Genomic DNA, 18651 nt, shown 5'->3' with positions numbered 1-18651 from the left:
ACGAAGGACGACGAACTGATTAGACATCCGCGAGCTGTGCCCATGGTTTACAAATTTTGAAGTCCTCTACGTTGTAGCCGTGCGCTTCCGATAAGGCGCCCAGAATGGTTAGAGAAAGAGCATCGTAAGGTTCAAGCTAACCCCGTCACCCTCAGGCCGCTTTTCGGAATGAAACTCTGGTACCCAGCGTAGGTTGACGCTGGTCTGAACATCCGAAAACTTGCCACTCCAGCCGACAACTGGGCCAGCGCCGAATGAGTGTCCCCGGAAACCGTTAAGGGCGTCGGCAGTAGACCCTTTGTCGTCTGTGATTTGTTTGACCAGGCCACCTGCCACGCCGGCGCTCCAGCCTTCTCCAAATCCATAAGTCCACAGGCCATCCAAAGTGAACACCGAGCCGTTGCGATAGTCGGTAGCATCGTTCCGGGTGTACAGCTCTACCGCACTCATCAAGCTGAATTCACCACCCTTACCGTCAAGGTGAGTGAAAGCGACGGTAGGTATGAAGGTGTAGGTGTTTTGCCCAGCATTTGCCAAACGGTTTTCGTTGTAGGCGCCAGTCGGTAGGTAGATTGGCATCGAAAAAGAAATGTGGTCGGTCGCGCTGAAGTGATAGCCGGCGGCAAATGGAGTAATGAGCAGATCCGCAAACTGGGTTGCGGAGTCACTTTGGCCTAACGTACGCCCGCGAGGGCCGGTGACGCTTGCGTCGATCCTCGTGTCCTGCACCGGAACACCGATTGCCGACGCGAAATTCCACCGTCCTTTTTCCGTGTCCCAGACGTGCGTGAAATTTGCCAAGGTGTAAGAAATCTTCATGTCCAACCCGGCGCTGATCTCGCCGTTGATGGGAACCGAGCGGCTACCCTTGAGCTGACCGTCGTAGTAAATGCTGGTGATAGACACCACCGTCCCAGGCTCTGGGGGGATTATTCCTGCATTGGAAAATACCTGCTGGCCGGTGATGGGTCTGCCGACGCCGCCCTCGACGGCATATGCGAGCGGACTGCAAGCCAGAGCTAGCGAGGCGAGGACTAACCTTCGCTTGAAAAGACTAAGCTTCACAGCGCCCATAAGGATGCTGCTCAAGCGTCAAGCCTCTCGACATCGGGCAGCACAAAGCTTTTATCAAAGACTGACTGTTCAGGCCCATAAAAACGAAAGAACAGAAAGAAGTCGCGACCTGATGTGGGTATCCAATTGCTTTCTAGGCCTGCCGGTGCCTTGGCCCCCAGATGAAGATCGACACTGCCATCTTCGTTCAGCTTCATCTTGGCTTTGTCGTAGCTGGACAGCCCACCACGATCCAGCTCATTGAAAATATAAGATTTACTGTCCAGGTCATAGGCAACCAACGCCCAAAAATCCTTAGCTGGCACTTCTTTGGGGACGCGCATCTTGTAAGCCCGATCACCTTTAAATAACTCACCTTTGGAATCACGGAGCGAGCACAGATAAAACACTCCGCCGCCCTCAAGGCTTTTAGGTAAGAAGGTCGCCCCATAGAACATGCCGCCCGCACGATCATCATAATAAAGCGTGGTGTCAGTTTCGTAGGAGAAGGCTTCGAGGTGTTTAGGATTTATTGCGAGGTACCCCCACTGACGGTCGGGGTAGAACTTCGACATCGCTTTACCCCAATCTTCGAAAAACGATTCAAGAATGGCGCGGGCATCCACTACGCACTGCTCAAGGATGACGGTGTCGCGCGCGTCGGGCCTGAAAGCCAGATTGGGGGCAATACCTAAACTGTAAAGCATGCCCATCATGACTTTATCGCGCTCACGCACCGGCTCTACGTTGAGCAAATCAACGATGTATTGAAAGAAGCGCATATCGTAGTGCGGAAGGCTGTCCCATGATTTGGCGAAACCGTCGACAAAGCGGGTCGTCGGCGCGTCTGCCTTGCTCAATGGATAAACTTTCAGTCGATGCGAATAGGCCTCTGCATCGGCGTCGGTGGCGGAACCACGCTTCACCGAGCGCAGCATCATATTGAGCCTGTAACTGAGTGAAGGAACATGCAGGTAACCTGACGGCACCTCTCCTTTCCATCCTGGCGGAGTAAAAAGATATTTTCCGCCAGTACCCTTGTCTGCTCCTGACGGCCCGATATCGGCGATGCTGACTTGCCAGGCATCCACAACCTGCCCATAGAGCAGAGACTGCTCATTGGATGCAGGAACATCCATCACAACAGGGCCATCACGCAGGTCAAAGAAAGTGAAAACGTAAGGCACTTGAGCATTTGATGTCAGTAGTTCATGGCGAGGTTGCGCCGGGTGAGAGAAGGCAATGACGTCGTGATAAGTGATTCCGTAAGCCTTGAAAGCACTGTCACGAAAAAAGGCCATGCTAACGGCAGGCATAGCCCAAATAACCGCTTCGATACCCCGTTGGTAGACTTGCTGCTCGTCCCAACTCTTGGCGGGGGACGTTCTGAAAGCACGGAAAGCCAAATCCTCTTTGGACGTTGTTTTCGGTACTTGCGGATTGCTGACCAACGTTTCGGCCATGGCAGTATTGCGGCCAAATGCAGCTACAGCAGCTACCAAAAACAGCTTATTGAATTGGCGCTTTGTCACTTCCATACTCAAACCTCGTCCGTAGACCGCGCCGAGCGTCGGTACCCGTTTTGTGCACGTAGGATTCCTGCCTAATGGGTGTAGCCTAGATTCTGGTTCCTCTCCACTATTGAAGTCCGTCAGTATTCACCGTTGAGCGCGCAATCGTCCTGAAACAGGTACAAACACCTGAAGCAGCTTCCTATTCAAAATTTCCCGGTCTGAAAGTCATCAAATGCCTGTTGAATTTCCTCGGGTGTGTTCATCACGAATGGGCCTCCTAGTGCGACAGGTTCGCGCAAGGGGCGCCCTGAGAAGACAAGCAAGCGAGCATCCTCATCATCAGCACTTATCAAGAGTTCTGATCGCTCCCTTCCCTCTGAGCGGGTCAGCCACGCCAATTGGCCAGCGGTAACACGTGCTCTCGCATTCCCAATTCTCAGCGCCCCTGCCAGCACATAAATGAACGCATTGTCATCGGCTGGTAGACTCTGTTGAAACATAGCTCCCGACTCAATTCGCACATCCAGCATCGTGATTGGCACATGGTTTAGCGTGAGGGAAATTACGTCGCCTGACTGGCCAGAGAAGACACGAACCTCCACTCCAGCTTCCTGCCTCACAGGCATAGAACTGCCCACCAAGTCCTGATAACGCGGCGAGGTCATCTTCTTAGCCGCTGGCATATTCACCCAAAGTTGCAAGGTATGAGCAATCGTTCCAGAAGGAGCATTTTCTTCGTGGTAAATCCCTCGACCTGCAGTCATCCATTGAGCATCGCCTGCGTAGATCACGCCGCTATTTCCGGCACTGTCGGAATGTTCGACAGCGCCCTCGATAACAAACGTTACTGTCTCCATTCCTCGGTGTGGATGACGCGGAAATGCACCGGGAGGCATCCAGTCCTCGGCCATCACTACGAAGGGATCGGAGAAGGAAGTATCTCCCCCAATTAATCGACGAGCGTGATGGCCGAAGACACGACCCTCCGACGCTTCTGGGTTCACGATACGAGCCACGTCACGAAGGTGGATTGGTTCATCAGTTTTCATACTCATCAACCTACTTAAATGGGTGCTCCACCAGGTTGTGGAGAACCAGCGGGCCGGGGATATGTAAAAGACGACCGCCCTCATCAATGCGACCAACAAGAATCGGCGAGAAACCGAGTTGCTGAGCCAACTCCTTCACTGTCACAGCAGCCTGCTCTTCATTGCTGGAGACAAACACGACACGCCGTCCGCCATCCTGAGACGGATCGCGTGCTAGCACGCCAGCAGGCAGCTGATTAAAGGCTTTAACAACCAAGGCTCCAGGCAGTGCGCCGGCAACGATGTCAGATGAGAGGCGACCGGCCAAAGTTTCCGGAGAGACGCCATAGGCATTAGTCTGATCGATGACGATTTTTCCAGCCCAGTCAGATCGAGTGAGAGCGAGCGCCTCTACAGAAACAAACGGAATCGCCAGAAACAGAACGTCGGCAGAAAGCGCTTCGTCCAAGGAGGTCGCGGTAACGACCTCTCCCAACTCCTCGACCAGTGAACGGATCGTTTCTGGCCCGCGAGTGTTTGCGATGACGACTGGAATAGCGGCACGGGCAAATTGACGAGCAATGGCGGATCCGAGATTACCGGAACCGATGATGGCGTATTTCATTTTTTGACTCCTCGATGACTCAAATAGATTTGGAGGGTTGGCTCAAGCGCCAATCATGGCGATCTCTTTGAGCGCGCCAATTAACGCGGCGTCTTTGAATTGCGGGCTGATAGCCAAACCTTCTGCGCGCACTACTTGGGTGTCAGTAATGCCAAGGAAGCCCAAGAGCCCGGTCAAGTAGCTCTCTTGATGCTCCAGACCCGCCGCAGGACTGCCGGGCGAGTACATGCCGCCACGAGAAGAAGCGATGTAAGCCCTCTTCTCCTTCAAGAGTCCCTCAGGGCCGGTTGCGGTGTATTGGAAGGTTTTACCTGCAATGGCAACCCGGTCAATCCAAGCCTTGAGCACGCTCGGAATAGTCAGGTTGTACATAGGTGCGCCGATGACCACGAATTGCGAATCAAGGAGTTCTTGCAGGTAGGCATTACCCTTGAAGAGATCGTTCACCAACACTGGGTCTTTGGTCACCGAACCTTGCCATGCAGCCAAATGCTCAGGGGAAAGGTGAAGCGCAGGGTCTTGACTGAGATCCCGATAAACCACTTGGCTGTCAGGATGAAGCTCGACCAAGCGGTTTACGATCTCCGCAGACAGGTTACGGCTGACTGAATGGGCACCCAGAATGCTGGAATCGAGATGGAGGATTTTCATTACGTTCACCTAGCTTTCGGTTTGAGAGACAACTGAACGATGACCCTTTCATATGCATCTGAATAGACGGTATATTGAGATGCCATGTATCTTTATTTGAGATGGACTGAACAATGCTCGACGGGGTGTCGCTAGACCAACTGAGAACGTTCATTGCCGCTGTGGACGAAGGCAGTTTTTCTGCGGCGGCTAGAAAATTGAACCGAGTTCAATCGGCTGTAAGCGGCTGGATTGGGGGCTTGGAGGATCAAATTGGCATCACCCTCTTTGACCGTTCCGGACGTTTTCCCAAACTGACGCCCCAAGGCAACCTACTGCTGATAGACGCACGCAAAATTGTCTCAGCTGTCGATACTCTAAAAGCGCGTGCCAAGCTCATGACGTCTGGATTGGAGCCGGAGTTGTCGGTGGTAGTGGACGTATTTTTTCCAACGTCTGCCATCACTGCTGTGGTGAAGGAGTTCGCGGAACAATTCCCTCTCACCCGCTTAAAAATCTTCGTCGAGGGTTTGAGCGCCGGCTATCAACCGATCCTTGATGGTCGATGCAGTTTAGGAATTCTAGCTTCGCTACCGATCACGTTTCCGACCCTTTCAAGTCAGCGTATCGGAGAGTTCTCGCTGGTGATGGTGGCAGCGGTTGGCCATCCGCTCTCCGCGCTGAAAGGAAAAATCCCCAAGCACGAACTCGCCAAGTACGTTCAACTGGTACTGACGGATCGGTCTGAATTACTGGCTGGCCAGGATTACGGGGTGATCTCACCATCGACTTGGCGTCTCGCAGATCTATCCACTAAATACGCCTTCATCAGAGACGGCGTTGGGTGGGGCAGCATGCCGCTACACATGGTGGAGCAAGATTTAGCAAACGGCGTTCTGGCTAAGTTGGATGTGGAGAGCATGCCGCACGAAGGGATAAAAATAGATATCTCTGCAGTCCATGCGTCAAATTCACTGCCTGGCCCTGCTGGACGGTGGTTGATTGACCGGCTCAGTCTCAATCCAATTTTTTGATGGATGTTCGAAATCAGTACGTAAAGTTGGTATCGGTTAAATCAATTTAGAAAACGCAGTCGGGGCGATGATTGAAACTTCATGCGTCTAGGGAGCTTTCTTATCTTTATCAAGCGAACCCCTCTGAGCTCTGTTCTCTACCTGCGTCAGCTCCGTGGCGCTGTCAACAAACAGCCCGTCACCTTTGGGTAGGTCTTGCAAACCACCATATTTTTATTTTTGGGCTCAAAGCCATGATCAATCATGCAACGTTGCACTTTGGCTGTGCGCCCGATGCTTGCGACATCTAGATTTGACCCTAGTGGTTTTGCATAGCCGCAGGCATACATCACCGGCAGAGCTTCACTGTCATTGGCTACCTCGAATGAGAAATGGAGTGATGCTCCCGCCTTACGCCATGAGACCTGCATACGTTCATCCCGGCCTGAATTAGGCTTGATTGGGTGAAATGCTTCATCTTCGACAAACGGTAACGCTTCGAGCTGGGACAAGCTGAGCGGACGGCCCTGCCTTTCTTCCACACAGGCCGGCATATTCTTCATTATGTCGCAGTATTCAAAGCCGTCTTTTCGAGTAAAACCGAGACGCTGCATACACTGGAAGTGGATTATTTGTTCGTTTATTGGGAAATGGTTTTGTGGCCCTGCTACAGGGTCGCCACATTCAGCCATTGCGGCCTTGACGCCCTCTACAGAGGTAGAAGCGCGTTTCCATTGTGTGAAGGACGCTGGTGGCGGGCAGCCGGTGAGTAAAAGTACCGATGAGATCAGCGCAGGAATGGTAATAATCTGAGATTTGCTGAACATATTTTGTCCTTAATTTATGTCAGGCCACCCGAATGGTGTCCAAATCTTCGGGGCGAATAATCCCACCATATGACTTCTACAGTACCAGCCGCTACCTGGACGGTCTCAGGTATGCCGGGTGTCAAAACTGGTGGTTGATCTAAGCGATGTCCGTTCTTGATGAAAGCTGACAAGAACGACTCATGGACAGGCAGGACAACGCTCCAGTTGCCGTCCATCAACATCTACAGCCAAAGGGATGTACGACTCAGGTTTATCATTCATCGAGGTCTGACGCCTCTGAGAGCGGCTTAACCAATTCTGGGCCCTGATTACGAACACTACCCACAGCCTTGCGTACCTTGTACCAATGAAAATCGGTAACAGGCCGGCAGTGATCCGTCGCGATTTCCCGCGCACGTTCAGGCGAAGTATCTGAGGAGATCCATTTGCGGGCATGCTCAGGAGCCAAAACAAGCGGTTTCCGATCATGGATATCTACCATCCCTTGATCGCTGGCGGCGGTGATGATGACGAAGCCGTCGCGAGGGTCTGGCTCCAAGCCCTGGTGAACCTCTGCTAAACCAGCGAAGAACATCGGAGCCTGCTCCCTCAGGGTTATGAAGTACGGCTGCTTTTTCTTTGAATCAGCCGGATCATTGACCCACTCAAACCACCCGTTCGCCGGTGCAAGCACGCGACCGTTTGGCCAGAGCTGACTGAAGAATTTCCCGCCCATGACTGTTTCAACCCTGGCGTTTATCGGATCAGGACGCTTTCCTTTCGCCCAAAATGGCGACCATCCCCATTTCACCTTATCTACGCTCAATTGGTCGTCCACTGGCCGAATGATCTCCACACGAGTCGAGGGTGCGACGTTGTATCGCTCTACTGGCCAAAGATCGTAGCCGTTGATCACAACCTGCTCTGGCGCGAGCTCCTTCAGATAATGATCCATCGATTCGTAGATCGAGTAGCGTCCGCACATGCTGTCACCCGTCGAATAGTGATGCTTCTGAGATTGACCGCAAGCGAAGCAAATCGTTAACTGTATATACGTACAGTCTAAAACTTTAAGGCTTGCATCATGAGCATCACCATCCTCGGCCCACTCGCTACTGGCGGTATGAAGCTGCCCCTTTATTCATCCAAGGTGCCGGCGGGCTTCCCCTCCCCTGCGGCTGATCACATCGAAAAGCACATCTCCCTTGATGAGCTGTTCGATATTCGAGCCCCGCATGTGTACCTGGTGAGAATCGATGGGGACAGCATGCAGGGCGCAGGAATCTATTCAGGGGATCTGGTGGTTGTTGATCGAAGCATCGATGCGGTCAGTGGCGATATCGTCATCGCCGCGCTGAACTCGGAGCCATTCTGCAAGCGCCTGCTTCTGCGTGAGAACGCCGTGATGCTTGTATCGGAGAACCCAAAATATCCTGCAAGGCATGTCATGGAGGGCGATGAGCTGGTGATCTGGGGTGTGGTGAAATACAGCGTGCGCGATCATGACAACACGTGAACCTGTATTTGCCCTGATTGACTGCAACTCGTTCTATGCGAGCTGCGAGCGAGTGTTCAGACCCGACCTGGCAAAGACGCCCATCGTGGTGCTGTCTAACAACGACGGCTGTGTAATTGCGCGCAGCTACGACGCCAAGCCTTTTGTGAAAATGGGCCAGCCGTACTTTCAAATCAAAGATCACCTGCGCCGAAACGGTATTGTCGCGTTCAGCAGTAATTACGCGCTCTATGGCGACATGAGCGAGCGCGTCATGACGATCATCGAGTCGTTGGTGCCTGCGCTTGAGGTCTACAGCATCGACGAGGCGTTTGCCGATCTGACCGGCGTCCCAGGCGATCTGTCTGCTTTTGGGCGGCATATGCGTTCCACTCTTTTCAAGCGCACGGGGATTCCAGTCGGGGTGGGTATTGCCCGCACCAAAACGCTGGCGAAGCTCGCAAACCATACTGCCAAGCGACTGTTAGATATCACCGGTGGTGTGGTGGATCTGTGCGACCCGTTCAAACGGGACTGGACGCTGCGCAACACCGATGTCGGCGAGGTCTGGGGCATCGGTAGTCGCATGAAGGCACACCTGGAAACGATGGGCATCAAGACCGCAATGGACTTGGCGAAGGCCGACCCGTCGATGCTTCGCCAGAAATTCAGTGTGGTGATCGAGAAGACTGCTCGCGAGCTCGCCGGCACCTCATGCTTGGAATTAGGTGATGCTGACCCACCCAAGCAGGAGATTTGCTGTAGCAGGATGTTCGGTACGCGACTCACGCAGATCGAGCCGATTAAAGAAGCCGTCGCGACCTACACCCAGCGTGCGGCGGAAAAGCTCAGAGCGCAAAACTCGCTGTGCAAGAAGATCCGCGTGAGTATCAGGACAGGCATGTTCAATCCCGAAGAAGCGAAGTATGCGAATGGCGCACTTGCCGAACTACCCTACCCGACAAACGATGTTCGACTCATGACCAAGACTGCGACCGAAGCGGTCAATCGCCTCTTCCGACCGGGCTTCAAGTACAGCAAGGCGGAGGTTCTCTTGATGGATTTGCGACAGCCCGGTGAGTTCACTGATGACCTTTTTGCGTATTCCCAGCCCGTTACGGCGGACAAGGTGATGACCGTCCTCGATGAGATCAATGGCCGTTGGGGAAAGGCAGTGCTTCGCCTGGCCAGCGTGCCGGCGGCGCCTGATTGGGCTATGCGCCGGGAGTTGATGAGCCAGAGTTATACGACGAAGGTGGATCAACTGTGGACAGTGAAGGCTCGGTAGTAGGCCGACATAAGCTCACGCTGACGTGCACAGCGAGATATCGTGACTGCTGCTTTCGGTTATGAGCAGCCGTTGCGAGCGGCCCCAATAACGGAAACAGTCAGCCGTAAATTGACAGCATCGTTCGTTGGCGAAGCTAGTCGGAATATCAGCTCGGGGAGCTTTCAGCTAAACCCAATGAGTTGAAAAGCCCTTGGTGGATCTCGTGCTGGCAGTCTTTGTCCCATCACGAGAGGCAGAAAACGCCCGTCGCCTAAGGAATTCAACCTCCGCCGGTGCAATCTGACAGCGTATGCCATGCTTGGCGCCAATCGAAAAAATGCAGATACTGCCAATAAGCCAGCCGAACCTCATGGAGCACTTGATGGCACGGATGCAAAAAAGCAGCCCAGGCATGTGGCGCGTGGTGACCTTGATACTGATATTGGTCGGGGCCATCGCAGCTGCTCCATCGAATCTGCGGCTTACAGTTGCATTTTTGGTCGGAATCACTGGCGTCATCTGGCTGATCAAGAAATCTTCGGCAGAGTTACCGAAGCGCCCTCCTCGGTTGAAAACGAATATCCTTGCCGACTCAATAGGTCAGACCGCCTCCTTGTCAAATCACGAGCAAAAATCTGAAATTAGTCTTGATGTGTTCAGCGGAGACCGCGCTGGCTCAGATTTCCATACGATCAGGGTGAGCACGCCTGAGCAGCAATTCACGATTCCTAGGCCTAAAGATCTATCTCCGAAAGCGCGATGGATTGGAAAAGATGAAACCATCAATGTCGGTTGTCAGGCTCTTACGGTTCGCATGGTCTACTTTGCTGAGAAAACAGATCGCACATTCAACCATGAGCCCTCGCTGATTGACGGCCAACTGCCTGTGCAAACTACGCACATGGATCTCACTGAAAAGCTCACCGGCTACTGGCCGAGTTACAGTGGAATTTCTCCTGCAGCACGACGTGGGTACCTGCAATGGCTGTCCGAGGGACGCTGTGCACCCAGTGTGGATATAGGGTATGTCTTCATCTTCTTTTACGGTCTCGAGCGTCGGGTAATCGTTGATTCAATTACAGATGAGGCCGCGCGCTCGGAACTGCCGACCATCGCTGATGAGATTGATCGTCTCAAAAACCTCTACGGGGATAACTCATCGTTTCGAAACTACGCGTCGAATTTGCTCAACCACATACAACTCATGGATGTGGAACCGCAGATGTACTTGAATGCACCGCCTCGATTTGAGTCGAATGGCTTTGAACTGCCGATTGCGCTACGACTGGCATTAGGCCAAATGGCTCTGGACAAACATCCCTTGAACGCGGCGTGGGCAATGGCATGGGTACAGTCAGACCCTAACATCAGCCGCCGCACTGCCGTGAGCAGATGCGCGGATCAGTTTGCTTCGCTGTTCGTGGCTCAATATTCCGCCCGCTATCCGAACGGCCTTGTACTCACCCAAAATAAGACTCTGCTCAAGATCGCCTATCGTTCCGCCTCTTCCCGCTTAAGCGCTCCCGAAATTGCGTTGGGTGATATACCGGATGTTTCCGCTACGTCAGCAACGCGCAACAAGCTGCAGGCTATAGTGGATGAATGCACGATGGTGCTCGACCCATACAGCAGATACCTAGGTCGAAACCCTGAAGGAGCCTCAAATCTGGAGGGTATTCTGCATCTGCCGGTTGCCCTATGGCCGGCACCGGCGAAGGATGTAATCGCTGAACTGCAACTCCAAGTCGGTGATGAGCAGTTGGTCATGACTTTCGGGGATCTGGCAGGGCGCTTTGGATCTTCAGGATCTTCAGGAGCTTTGACTCGCGGGACAACCGTAGCCTTGGCAAGAGCCCTCGAGTCATTGAGTATCGGCTTTGAGCCAGATGTACTATCCGGTAGCCGTACTCCCAAAAATTCGGACACGATCGTATTGTTCGCGACGAGTGACGATGATGGAAGCCTGCGGACAACTTCGGACTATCACGCTGCTGTGGTAACACTGGATTTGGCAAGCGCTGTTGCGGCCGTAGATGGTGAAAGCTCAAGCGATGAGATGACCCAGCTAGCGCGGCATATCGATTCCTGGAGTCATCTTTGCGTATCTCATCGGAAACGGCTCAAAGCCCACCTGCAAATCCAAACTCTGCAGCCGCCTACTCTGGCGAGTCTAAAGAAAAAGTTAAGCCCTCTTAATGCCGATGCCAAACGCACCATAGCTGGATTCCTCGTTCATCTCGCTCAAGCTGACGGACACGTTTCGCCTCAGGAAGTCAGGCTGCTGGAACGTGTATATAAAACACTTGAGCTGGATCCACAGATGCTTTACGGGGACTTACACGGCGCGGCCATCAACCCTCCTAGGGACTTGTCCTCTACGCCCGCACTTGGTGCCGAATCTAGTCCTAACCAGGCCGGTGGTACGCCAAGCATTAATGACGCCTCCCGAGGCTTCAATTTGGACATGGACAAAATTGCGCAGCTTCAACGCGAAACGGCAGCGGTGTCAGCACTGCTGGCAGAGGTGTTCAATGATGAGTCTCCTGAACCACCTATCGTAAAATTGGATATCCGGGATCAGCCTACTGATCATGCGGCTACGGTACATGGGCTCGACACAGAACACTCAGCGTTTCTACGAATGATCGTGTCACGCCGAGAATGGAGCCGCCAAGAGCTGGAAGATGTTGCCACTGATATGGAGCTCATGCTGGATGGCGCTCTCGAGCACATCAACGACATGGCGTTTGAACGGTTCGACATGCCAGTCTCCGAGGGGGATGACCCCATCGAGATCAACCCAGATATCCTGGAAGAATTAGCCTTATGAGCACGATACGCGCCAAAGATCGCGATGCGGTCATCCAGTCATTGCGAGCCGGTGTAGTCCCCCGTGCAGGCCAACATCTAATTCAGGTGGGTCGAGCGGGAGAGCTGGACGCTCTTCTGAAAGATATAGATCGACTAGCTGACGGAGGCTCCGCTTTTAGGGTCGTTGTAGGCGAATATGGTGCGGGGAAAACCTTTTTTCTCAACCTTGTCAGAGGCATTGCGATGGAGCGAAAGCTGGTCACAATGCATGCCGATTTGAATCCCGACCGCAGGCTTCATGCATCCGGAGGACAAGCACGCTCTCTGTATGCAGAGCTCGCTAAAAACATGTCCACTCGGACGAAACCTGACGGTGGCGCGCTGCAAGGTATTGTTGAGAAATTCATTTCTCAAGCCAAATCTGAAGCCAAAACTCGAGGTGTCGAGAGCGAAGCCGTTATTCGCGAATTTCTGGCCGAGCTCACTGAGATGGTAAACGGCTACGATTTCGCCGACGTAATTGCCAAATACTGCCAAGGGTTTGAACAAGGCAACGAGCAGCTGAAGGCAGATGCCATTCGATGGCTACGAGGAGAATTTACTACCAGGACAGATGCTCGTTCGGCGCTTGGTGTCCGAACCATTATTGATGACGCATCGGTCTACGATCAGCTGAAGTTGCTGTCGCGCTTCATCCGGCTTGCAGGGTTTGGCGGCCTCATGATTTGCCTGGACGAGCTAGTGAACCTGTACAAGCTTGCGAACACCCAGGCACGCAACGCCAACTACGAACAGATCTTGCGGATTTTGAATGATTCCTTACAAGGCTCGACTGAGGGTCTAGGTTTCGTGCTTGGCGGTACGCCAGAGTTTTTGATGGATACGCGTCGCGGGCTCTACAGTTACCCCGCCTTGCAGTCACGGCTTGCTGAAAACACGTTTGCCAAATCTGGATTGATCGACCTTTCCGGGCCAGTAATCCGCCTAAGCAGCCTGACTCCGGAAGACTTCTACGTACTGCTTCAAAAGCTGCGCACCGTTTATGCTTACGGCGACCCGGACAAGTATTTGATGCCGGATGAGGCAATTCCTGCCTTCATGTCGCACTGCAACCAACGATTGGGGGAAGCCTACTTCCGGACGCCACGTACGACTATTACGGCGTTCATCAACTTGCTCGCCGTACTGGAGCAGAACCCTGGAGCGGACTGGCGTACATTAGTAGGCGCTGTCCAGATTGCTCAGGACGACGGCGCCATGCAGGATCTAAGCATCGAGGCAGACGATGAGCTCACCAGTTTCAAACTCTGAATCCTCGTCTTTCGAGCGCCTGCATCCAGACGTTCAACAGTGGGTTTGGGCCCAAGGATGGACAGCATTGCGGGACGCCCAGGAATGGGCGATTTCCGCGCTGGTCGATGCTGACCGTGATGTGATCATCGCGGCCTCAACAGCTGCGGGTAAAACTGAGGCTGCGTTCTTGCCCATCCTCACGAACCTGATGAATCACCCCGCCCCTGCAGGTGCTGTCCTCTATATCAGCCCACTAAAGGCACTCATCAACGATCAGTGGGACAGACTGAGTCGACTGTGTGAACAACTGGATCTCCCTGTTGTGGCGTGGCACGGCGATGTGTCAGCAAGCAAAAAACACAAGTTTCTCAAGTCTCCCAGCGGCGTCCTGCTGATTACACCTGAGTCTCTGGAAGCATTGTTCGTAAACCGGGGCTCGAGTTTGGCCGGGCTGTTCCAGAACCTGCGTTACATCGTGGTTGACGAGCTGCATGCTTTCATTGGCAGCGAGCGTGGAAAACAGCTCCAGTCATTGATGCAGCGTGTAGAGCTTGTAGCGGGGAGAACCCTACCGAGGGTCGGTTTGTCCGCCACGCTGGGAGACATGTCGCTAGCGAGTGAGTTTCTCAGGCCTGGGCACCCTCAACGAGTTCAGGTGGTTGAATCGAAATCATCTGGTCAGAATCTTCAGGTGCAAGTGCGGGGGTACATGATGCCGCCCATGCAAAAGCTCCGACAGGTAGAACCACCGGCCGCCGACAGCGACCAAGACGTCGATGGAGACGAAGAGGAAGACGAATCTGGCTCCAGGCATGCCATCGCGACGCACATGTACAAAGTGCTGCGCGGCAGCAACAACCTGATATTCCCGAATAGCCGCCAAGAAGTGGAATGGTACGCAGATCGGTTGCGCCGGCTGTGTGAGATCAGCGGTATGCCCAATGAGTTTCTGCCTCATCACGGCAGCCTTTCGAAAGATCTTCGAGAAGACACGGAGCGCGCGCTCAAAGCAGGTACGCCGCCAGCATCTGCTGTATGCACCACTACCTTGGAGCTGGGGATAGATATCGGCAACATCAAGACAGTCGTCCAGATAGGCTCTCCGCCATCAGTCGCAAGCCTTCGCCAACGTCTAGGTCGGTCAGGTCGCCGGAACGGTGAACCTGCTACGCTGCGAGCCTACTGTCAGGAACGTGAGCTTACAGATCAATCGTTGTTATCAGACCTACTTCGCCAGAACCTCGTCCAAACCATCGCGATGATCAGGCTGCTTATTGGTAACTGGTTCGAGCCACCAAGAGCTGAAGGTTTGCACGCCTCTACTCTGGTACAGCAAATCTTGTCAGTGATCGCCCAGCAAGGCGGCGCAAGCGCTGCTCAGCTATGGGGTGGTCTCGTTGAAAGCGGGACATTCAAAAGCATTTCCAAGCCCGACTTCTTTGCTCTACTGAAGGGACTCGGCGAGAAGAAACTGATCGTGCAGGATAGCTCAGGTCACCTGCTACCGGGAGAAGTCGGCGAGCGATTGATCAACCATTATGAGTTCTACAGCGCCTTCACAAGCGATGAAGAATTTCGGCTGATACGCGAAGGTAAGCCGCTTGGGTCGATACCTGTCAGTCGGCCTCTAATGAAGGGGCAGCGAATTATCTTCGGTGGCCGGCGTTGGCGCGTACTGGATGTAGATATCGAAAAAAAGGTGATCGTCGTAACCGCCGCTCGGGGCGGTCAGCCACCCCAATTCGACGGGCTTGGTGCGATGGTACATGACCATGTGAGAGAGGAGATGCGGGCCGTACTGACCGAAACTACGCCCTGCCCCTTCATCGATAGCAAAGCGCAGGAGCTACTGAGCGAAGCCCGTAAATCCTTCAAATCTCTCGGGCTGGCAGATGAATTTACCTACGGGTCTGACTCGAAAACTCATCTACTGACCTGGCGTGGTGACCAAACCAATGACGCTCTGGTGCTCATGTTCAATCATGTGGGAATGAGTTGCGAGAGCTCAGGTCTTGCGTTGTCCGTCGGCGGGTCACAAAAAAATGTCGCTGACGCCCTCGCTAGGATCGCTGAGCTAGACCCTGACGACATCGAAGCCTTACTAGAAGGAGTCGAGAATCTCATCAGGGAAAAGTGGGATTGGACGCTGCCCCGTTCACTACTCATGAAATCCTATGCGTCATCTCAGTTGAATTTCAAAGGTGCGGTAGAGTTTGCAAAGTTCTTCACTACTCGGTGGCTGCCCAGTGGAGGCGCCTTTGAAAGCACTACCGTCCATTAACACTGAGTTCACGTAGCCGAGTTCGTGTCCGCGCGTGAATTCAGAATACTGTCGTCAGCAAGGGCGAAACCTATCGATCAGGCCGATGAGGTTCAGCCGTCTGATCAAAATGCACTCCGCTTCATGGAGCATTGACCGGAGCGTGGCTCATCCACCCGCAAGCGGAGCGCGTAGGCCTTCGGCCGAAGACGTGAGGATGGAAGCCCGGCAGGGCCGAGACGCGTAGTGGCTCGGTTTACGACAACCGTCCGCGAAAGCGGCACGCCACCCCAGTTAAATCAGTCGGATCCTCGGCTTTATTCAGTACTGCTACCGTCGTGGGTCGAACACAGCGTGCTAACCCACTGCCCTTCTATAAGCCTGCCAGGAGCCCCGCACCTTTCACAAGTTTTCAGCGAAAGCCCGGCTGCCAAATCAACTGCTCCACGGCAGTACGCATCACCACCTTCATAAAAGAAATGAAGCTCGCCGAATTTTGATTTGATCTGACCTACAGTCACCGGCACGACATTAGGATGCCGTGTTAGATGCTCCTGCAGAGTATCGCAAAGAGCCAAGAGTAGACCGCGCCAACCTGGATCACAGTAGATCTCATCGACTCTAGGATCCGAGAAAAGCTGCGGATAACGCGCTCTGAACTCTTCAATCTTGATTTCAGGTAAGGCATGGCCGTTTGTTGGAGTATCGTTCATGTACAGCTCAGCTCAGCAAGATCGCTCTGGTTGCGGTTCTGCCGTTCTTAGGTAATTCAGCAGACTCTCGCTTCCACCATCCGGTCGAAATGTAACAAGCACGTACCTGCCGCCCGCCTCATCTGATAACACCCAATATCCACCCTCCTTCTGCGCTATCACCACAACACCAGTTTGAATAATGCGACCATCTTCAAACCTTCCATGAGCGTCATCGCCTTGATGTCCGAATACCACTCCAACACATGTCCGGGACTTAATGAAGGCTTCAGTGAGGTAGGCAGTAACCGGTTCAGCGAAGCCTTGGGAAACGGCTCCGGCTATGCACTGGAGATCAAAGTCAGAATGCTGTTTGCTGTGAAAATCTACATCGATGGAGCCGGGCATTAAGTGTCCTTACCAGATGGACTGACCACTGCTGTACGCGATCAGAAAAAAGAGAAAATCGTTTTGAGACTCGCCGTTTGACGTCGACCTGGGCCGACCAATACATACACCGTGTTCTTCGTCTCAGCCAGGATGCTACCGTCGAACGATGTGCACATACTCGACCGCACCCAATCGCCTGGCTGAAAGCGACCACGGCTATCTTCTATTACTCGATGGGCAAAGACCACCAATGGAAGATGCCCAGCGGCGTGAATCTTGGCCAGATCATCAGCGGATACGTCTGCTTGGAAAAGAGTCCACTGCTCGACCACGCAATAAGCTTTCCTCTGAAAGCGGTCAGACACAAGTGCGCGAGCCTCATCTAGGCTCAGCGATACACCGTCAGTAAAAGTATGGTCATCATTCAACAGCTCATTATCATCCGCGCTAGCCATTCACGCTGCTCCTCCGACAAGTCAGTGCATGCCTTGCACAGCGCTGCGATCGTAAAGGGGTCGAATATTGGTCAACGTCGTCACATCCAGACTGGAACGATACGAGTCGTGGTAAATCGAGCCACCCTCAACCGTCACTACACAGACGGCGTCACCATCCGAATCGTGCGCCAGAGCCAAGCTTACGACCTTCTCCATCCGCCAAGCGTCGCCACCATTCATGTTAGCTGGTGTGACAATCTGAATATCTTTGACGAAGACCTCATCGTCTTGCGACTTGAGCACTTGTTGGAGCTTGGGCTCGTCATTGACCATCAGCTCAAACTCATGCGCCCTGCCCTTCACGATCATTTTTACAGTGAGGTGGAACCAGTGCTTCCTGAGCATCCTGGAAACTGCATGCCAGTGCGCAAGGCCCTCCCCGAAAACTCCTGGGACGCCTGCCAAATCATTATCGTCTGTTCTAAACATCGGGTTCTCGTTAAATCCATCGCGACGGCGATGCATTGAGGTTTGAGGGCAAGGGTCAATGCGCCACGGCTCAATATCGCGGGATAGCTGGCGCTGACGTTAGCCGTAACTGGCGGATAATACACGATATTGACGTTTATTCGTACTGGTCAATTGTGGCTATATCCTGACTTTTGGGCAAGTCATGGAATTGAGAATCGCATTTGCAGGAGTGCTTCGTGCGCTCCGCGTAATACGACGTGCGAAGTACGCCGACGTCTCGGATGCCACACACCGGCGAAAGGTAAGTGCGCTGGAAAATGCCCAGACGAGCATCACCCTTGAGCAATTTGCAGATCTAGCGGAGTCGCTTGGGATTAGTCCGGTGGCGATGCTTAGCTTGTGCATTGCTCACCAAGAGGGAAAGCAGCCTCTTGAAGTGATGCGTGAAGCTGAGGTCGAGGTATCAGATTTTCACGCTGGTAGAGGAATGGAAGCGCTCAGCGAGCAATTTGACGGGAATGGCTCGCTTATAAAGCGGGGTCGGGGTAAGCCGTTGAATGCTGAGAATGAGAGAGCCGTGCTGAGTCTCAAATCGACCGGTGCGACTCAACGGCAGACTGCCGAGACACTGGGACTTGCATTGACCACGGTCAGAGAATACTGGACGAAAAAGTAGCCAGTGATTTCTGGAAAGTTGAGGAATGCCCTGCCTTGAGCGCGCTCTGCGTCGTTGACTAGAATTGAGTTGTTAGAGCGTTAGCCTGCTCGATGACGCGAGAGGAGATTGCAGAGGCATAGGACTTGCACTTGCACTTGCACTTGCACTTGCACTTGCACTTGCACTTGCACTTGCACTTGCA

Annotated in this window: 16 protein-coding genes and 1 pseudogene; 6 read left to right on the top strand and 11 right to left on the bottom strand. The window is 53.4% G+C overall.

Annotation, left to right across the window (positions count from 1 at the left end; genetic code table 11):
- Positions 1 to 108: 108 nt before the first annotated feature.
- From ACWR1S_RS21905 to ACWR1S_RS21885, 5 genes and pseudogenes are all read right to left on the bottom strand, one after another.
- On the bottom strand, positions 109 to 1074 hold the full coding sequence (locus ACWR1S_RS21905; protein ID WP_454564991.1) for a SphA family protein: 966 nt from the start codon (positions 1072 to 1074) through the stop codon (positions 109 to 111).
- A gap of 11 nt (positions 1075 to 1085) precedes the next feature.
- Positions 1086 to 2591: a DUF1254 domain-containing protein gene (locus tag ACWR1S_RS21900; protein WP_454564990.1), complete on the bottom strand. Its 1506-nt coding sequence runs from the start codon at positions 2589 to 2591 to the stop codon at positions 1086 to 1088.
- Positions 2592 to 2770: 179 nt separating this feature from the next.
- Positions 2771 to 3616 carry a pirin family protein gene (locus ACWR1S_RS21895; protein ID WP_454564949.1) on the bottom strand — a complete coding sequence of 282 codons (846 nt, stop codon included), beginning with the start codon at positions 3614 to 3616 and terminating at the stop codon, positions 2771 to 2773.
- 10 nt (positions 3617 to 3626) lie between these two features.
- Positions 3627 to 4223: pseudogene (locus ACWR1S_RS21890) on the bottom strand (NADPH-dependent F420 reductase); the annotation flags it as partial.
- 39 nt (positions 4224 to 4262) lie between these two features.
- Positions 4263 to 4871, bottom strand: a complete 609-nt coding sequence (locus tag ACWR1S_RS21885) for an FMN-dependent NADH-azoreductase (protein WP_454564948.1) — start codon at positions 4869 to 4871, stop codon at positions 4263 to 4265.
- 113 nt (positions 4872 to 4984) lie between these two features.
- Between ACWR1S_RS21885 and ACWR1S_RS21880 the strand changes: the two genes are divergently transcribed.
- Positions 4985 to 5884 carry a LysR family transcriptional regulator gene (locus ACWR1S_RS21880; RefSeq protein ID WP_454564947.1) on the top strand — a complete coding sequence of 300 codons (900 nt, stop codon included), beginning with the start codon at positions 4985 to 4987 and terminating at the stop codon, positions 5882 to 5884.
- A gap of 146 nt (positions 5885 to 6030) precedes the next feature.
- Here the strand turns inward: ACWR1S_RS21880 and ACWR1S_RS21875 are convergent, their stop codons facing one another.
- Together ACWR1S_RS21875 and ACWR1S_RS21870 are read right to left on the bottom strand one after the other, a co-directional pair.
- The gene (locus ACWR1S_RS21875) at positions 6031 to 6690 is read right to left on the bottom strand and encodes a hypothetical protein (RefSeq protein WP_454564946.1); all 660 of its coding nucleotides are present in this window, start codon (positions 6688 to 6690) and stop codon (positions 6031 to 6033) included.
- A gap of 256 nt (positions 6691 to 6946) precedes the next feature.
- Entirely contained in the window at positions 6947 to 7657 is a 711-nt protein-coding gene (locus ACWR1S_RS21870) for an SOS response-associated peptidase family protein (RefSeq protein WP_454564945.1), read from the bottom strand.
- Positions 7658 to 7756: 99 nt separating this feature from the next.
- Here ACWR1S_RS21870 and ACWR1S_RS21865 point away from each other — a divergent pair, with 99 nt between their 5' ends.
- The 5 genes from ACWR1S_RS21865 to ACWR1S_RS21845 all read left to right on the top strand — a co-directional run bounded on the left by ACWR1S_RS21865 (position 7757) and on the right by ACWR1S_RS21845 (position 15822).
- Positions 7757 to 8188, top strand: a complete 432-nt coding sequence (locus ACWR1S_RS21865; RefSeq protein WP_454564944.1) for a LexA family protein — start codon at positions 7757 to 7759, stop codon at positions 8186 to 8188.
- A complete protein-coding gene (locus tag ACWR1S_RS21860; RefSeq protein WP_454564943.1) occupies positions 8175 to 9455 on the top strand; it encodes a Y-family DNA polymerase in 1281 nt (426 codons plus the stop codon). Before ACWR1S_RS21865 ends, ACWR1S_RS21860 begins: the two co-directional genes overlap by 14 nt.
- Before the next feature lie 364 nt (positions 9456 to 9819).
- On the top strand, positions 9820 to 12267 hold the full coding sequence (locus ACWR1S_RS21855; protein WP_454564942.1) for a tellurite resistance TerB family protein: 2448 nt from the start codon (positions 9820 to 9822) through the stop codon (positions 12265 to 12267).
- Positions 12264 to 13559, top strand: a complete 1296-nt coding sequence (locus ACWR1S_RS21850; protein WP_454564941.1) for an ATP-binding protein — start codon at positions 12264 to 12266, stop codon at positions 13557 to 13559. The genes ACWR1S_RS21855 and ACWR1S_RS21850 overlap by 4 nt, the downstream gene beginning before the upstream one ends.
- Complete coding sequence (locus ACWR1S_RS21845; RefSeq protein WP_454564940.1) at positions 13534 to 15822, top strand: DEAD/DEAH box helicase; 2289 nt, start codon at positions 13534 to 13536, stop codon at positions 15820 to 15822. The genes ACWR1S_RS21850 and ACWR1S_RS21845 overlap by 26 nt, the downstream gene beginning before the upstream one ends.
- Positions 15823 to 16118: 296 nt before the next feature.
- On the opposite strand, the gene ACWR1S_RS21840 is transcribed toward ACWR1S_RS21845, so the two are convergent.
- From ACWR1S_RS21840 to ACWR1S_RS21825, 4 genes are read right to left on the bottom strand one after another with little or no spacing between them, the layout of a single operon-like run.
- A complete protein-coding gene (locus ACWR1S_RS21840) occupies positions 16119 to 16514 on the bottom strand; it encodes a hypothetical protein (protein ID WP_454564939.1) in 396 nt (131 codons plus the stop codon).
- A gap of 12 nt (positions 16515 to 16526) precedes the next feature.
- Positions 16527 to 16901, bottom strand: coding sequence for a hypothetical protein (locus tag ACWR1S_RS21835; protein WP_454564938.1), 375 nt, complete (start codon positions 16899 to 16901; stop codon positions 16527 to 16529).
- Positions 16902 to 16942: 41 nt separating this feature from the next.
- Positions 16943 to 17338, bottom strand: a complete 396-nt coding sequence (locus tag ACWR1S_RS21830) for a DUF6957 family protein (RefSeq protein WP_454564937.1) — start codon at positions 17336 to 17338, stop codon at positions 16943 to 16945.
- A 21-nt stretch (positions 17339 to 17359) separates the two neighbouring features.
- Entirely contained in the window at positions 17360 to 17809 is a 450-nt protein-coding gene (locus ACWR1S_RS21825) for a hypothetical protein (RefSeq protein ID WP_454564936.1), read from the bottom strand.
- Positions 17810 to 18651: the final 842 nt, after the last annotated feature.

This window comes from Pseudomonas sp. AIG (assembly GCF_977020205.1).
Note: the sequence above shows the minus strand (reverse complement) of the source record. Positions and strands in the feature narration are given on the sequence as shown.

Excerpts from the sequence above, each read along its gene's own strand:
- ACWR1S_RS21870 (WP_454564945.1), bottom strand. The coding sequence starts at position 7,657 with ATGTGCGGACGCTACTCGATCTACGAATCGATGGATCATTATCTGAAG.
- ACWR1S_RS21825 (WP_454564936.1), bottom strand. The coding sequence starts at position 17,809 with ATGTTTAGAACAGACGATAATGATTTGGCAGGCGTCCCAGGAGTTTTC.
- ACWR1S_RS21905 (WP_454564991.1), bottom strand. The coding sequence starts at position 1,074 with ATGGGCGCTGTGAAGCTTAGTCTTTTCAAGCGAAGGTTAGTCCTCGCC.
- ACWR1S_RS21840 (WP_454564939.1), bottom strand. The coding sequence starts at position 16,514 with ATGAACGATACTCCAACAAACGGCCATGCCTTACCTGAAATCAAGATT.
- ACWR1S_RS21865 (WP_454564944.1), top strand. The coding sequence starts at position 7,757 with ATGAGCATCACCATCCTCGGCCCACTCGCTACTGGCGGTATGAAGCTG.
- ACWR1S_RS21880 (WP_454564947.1), top strand. The coding sequence starts at position 4,985 with ATGCTCGACGGGGTGTCGCTAGACCAACTGAGAACGTTCATTGCCGCT.
- ACWR1S_RS21855 (WP_454564942.1), top strand. The coding sequence starts at position 9,820 with ATGGCACGGATGCAAAAAAGCAGCCCAGGCATGTGGCGCGTGGTGACC.
- ACWR1S_RS21885 (WP_454564948.1), bottom strand. The coding sequence starts at position 4,871 with ATGAAAATCCTCCATCTCGATTCCAGCATTCTGGGTGCCCATTCAGTC.
- ACWR1S_RS21835 (WP_454564938.1), bottom strand. The coding sequence starts at position 16,901 with ATGCCCGGCTCCATCGATGTAGATTTTCACAGCAAACAGCATTCTGAC.
- ACWR1S_RS21830 (WP_454564937.1), bottom strand. The coding sequence starts at position 17,338 with ATGGCTAGCGCGGATGATAATGAGCTGTTGAATGATGACCATACTTTT.
- ACWR1S_RS21895 (WP_454564949.1), bottom strand. The coding sequence starts at position 3,616 with ATGAAAACTGATGAACCAATCCACCTTCGTGACGTGGCTCGTATCGTG.
- ACWR1S_RS21900 (WP_454564990.1), bottom strand. The coding sequence starts at position 2,591 with ATGGAAGTGACAAAGCGCCAATTCAATAAGCTGTTTTTGGTAGCTGCT.
- ACWR1S_RS21850 (WP_454564941.1), top strand. The coding sequence starts at position 12,264 with ATGAGCACGATACGCGCCAAAGATCGCGATGCGGTCATCCAGTCATTG.
- ACWR1S_RS21845 (WP_454564940.1), top strand. The coding sequence starts at position 13,534 with ATGAGCTCACCAGTTTCAAACTCTGAATCCTCGTCTTTCGAGCGCCTG.
- ACWR1S_RS21875 (WP_454564946.1), bottom strand. The coding sequence starts at position 6,690 with ATGTTCAGCAAATCTCAGATTATTACCATTCCTGCGCTGATCTCATCG.
- ACWR1S_RS21860 (WP_454564943.1), top strand. The coding sequence starts at position 8,175 with ATGACAACACGTGAACCTGTATTTGCCCTGATTGACTGCAACTCGTTC.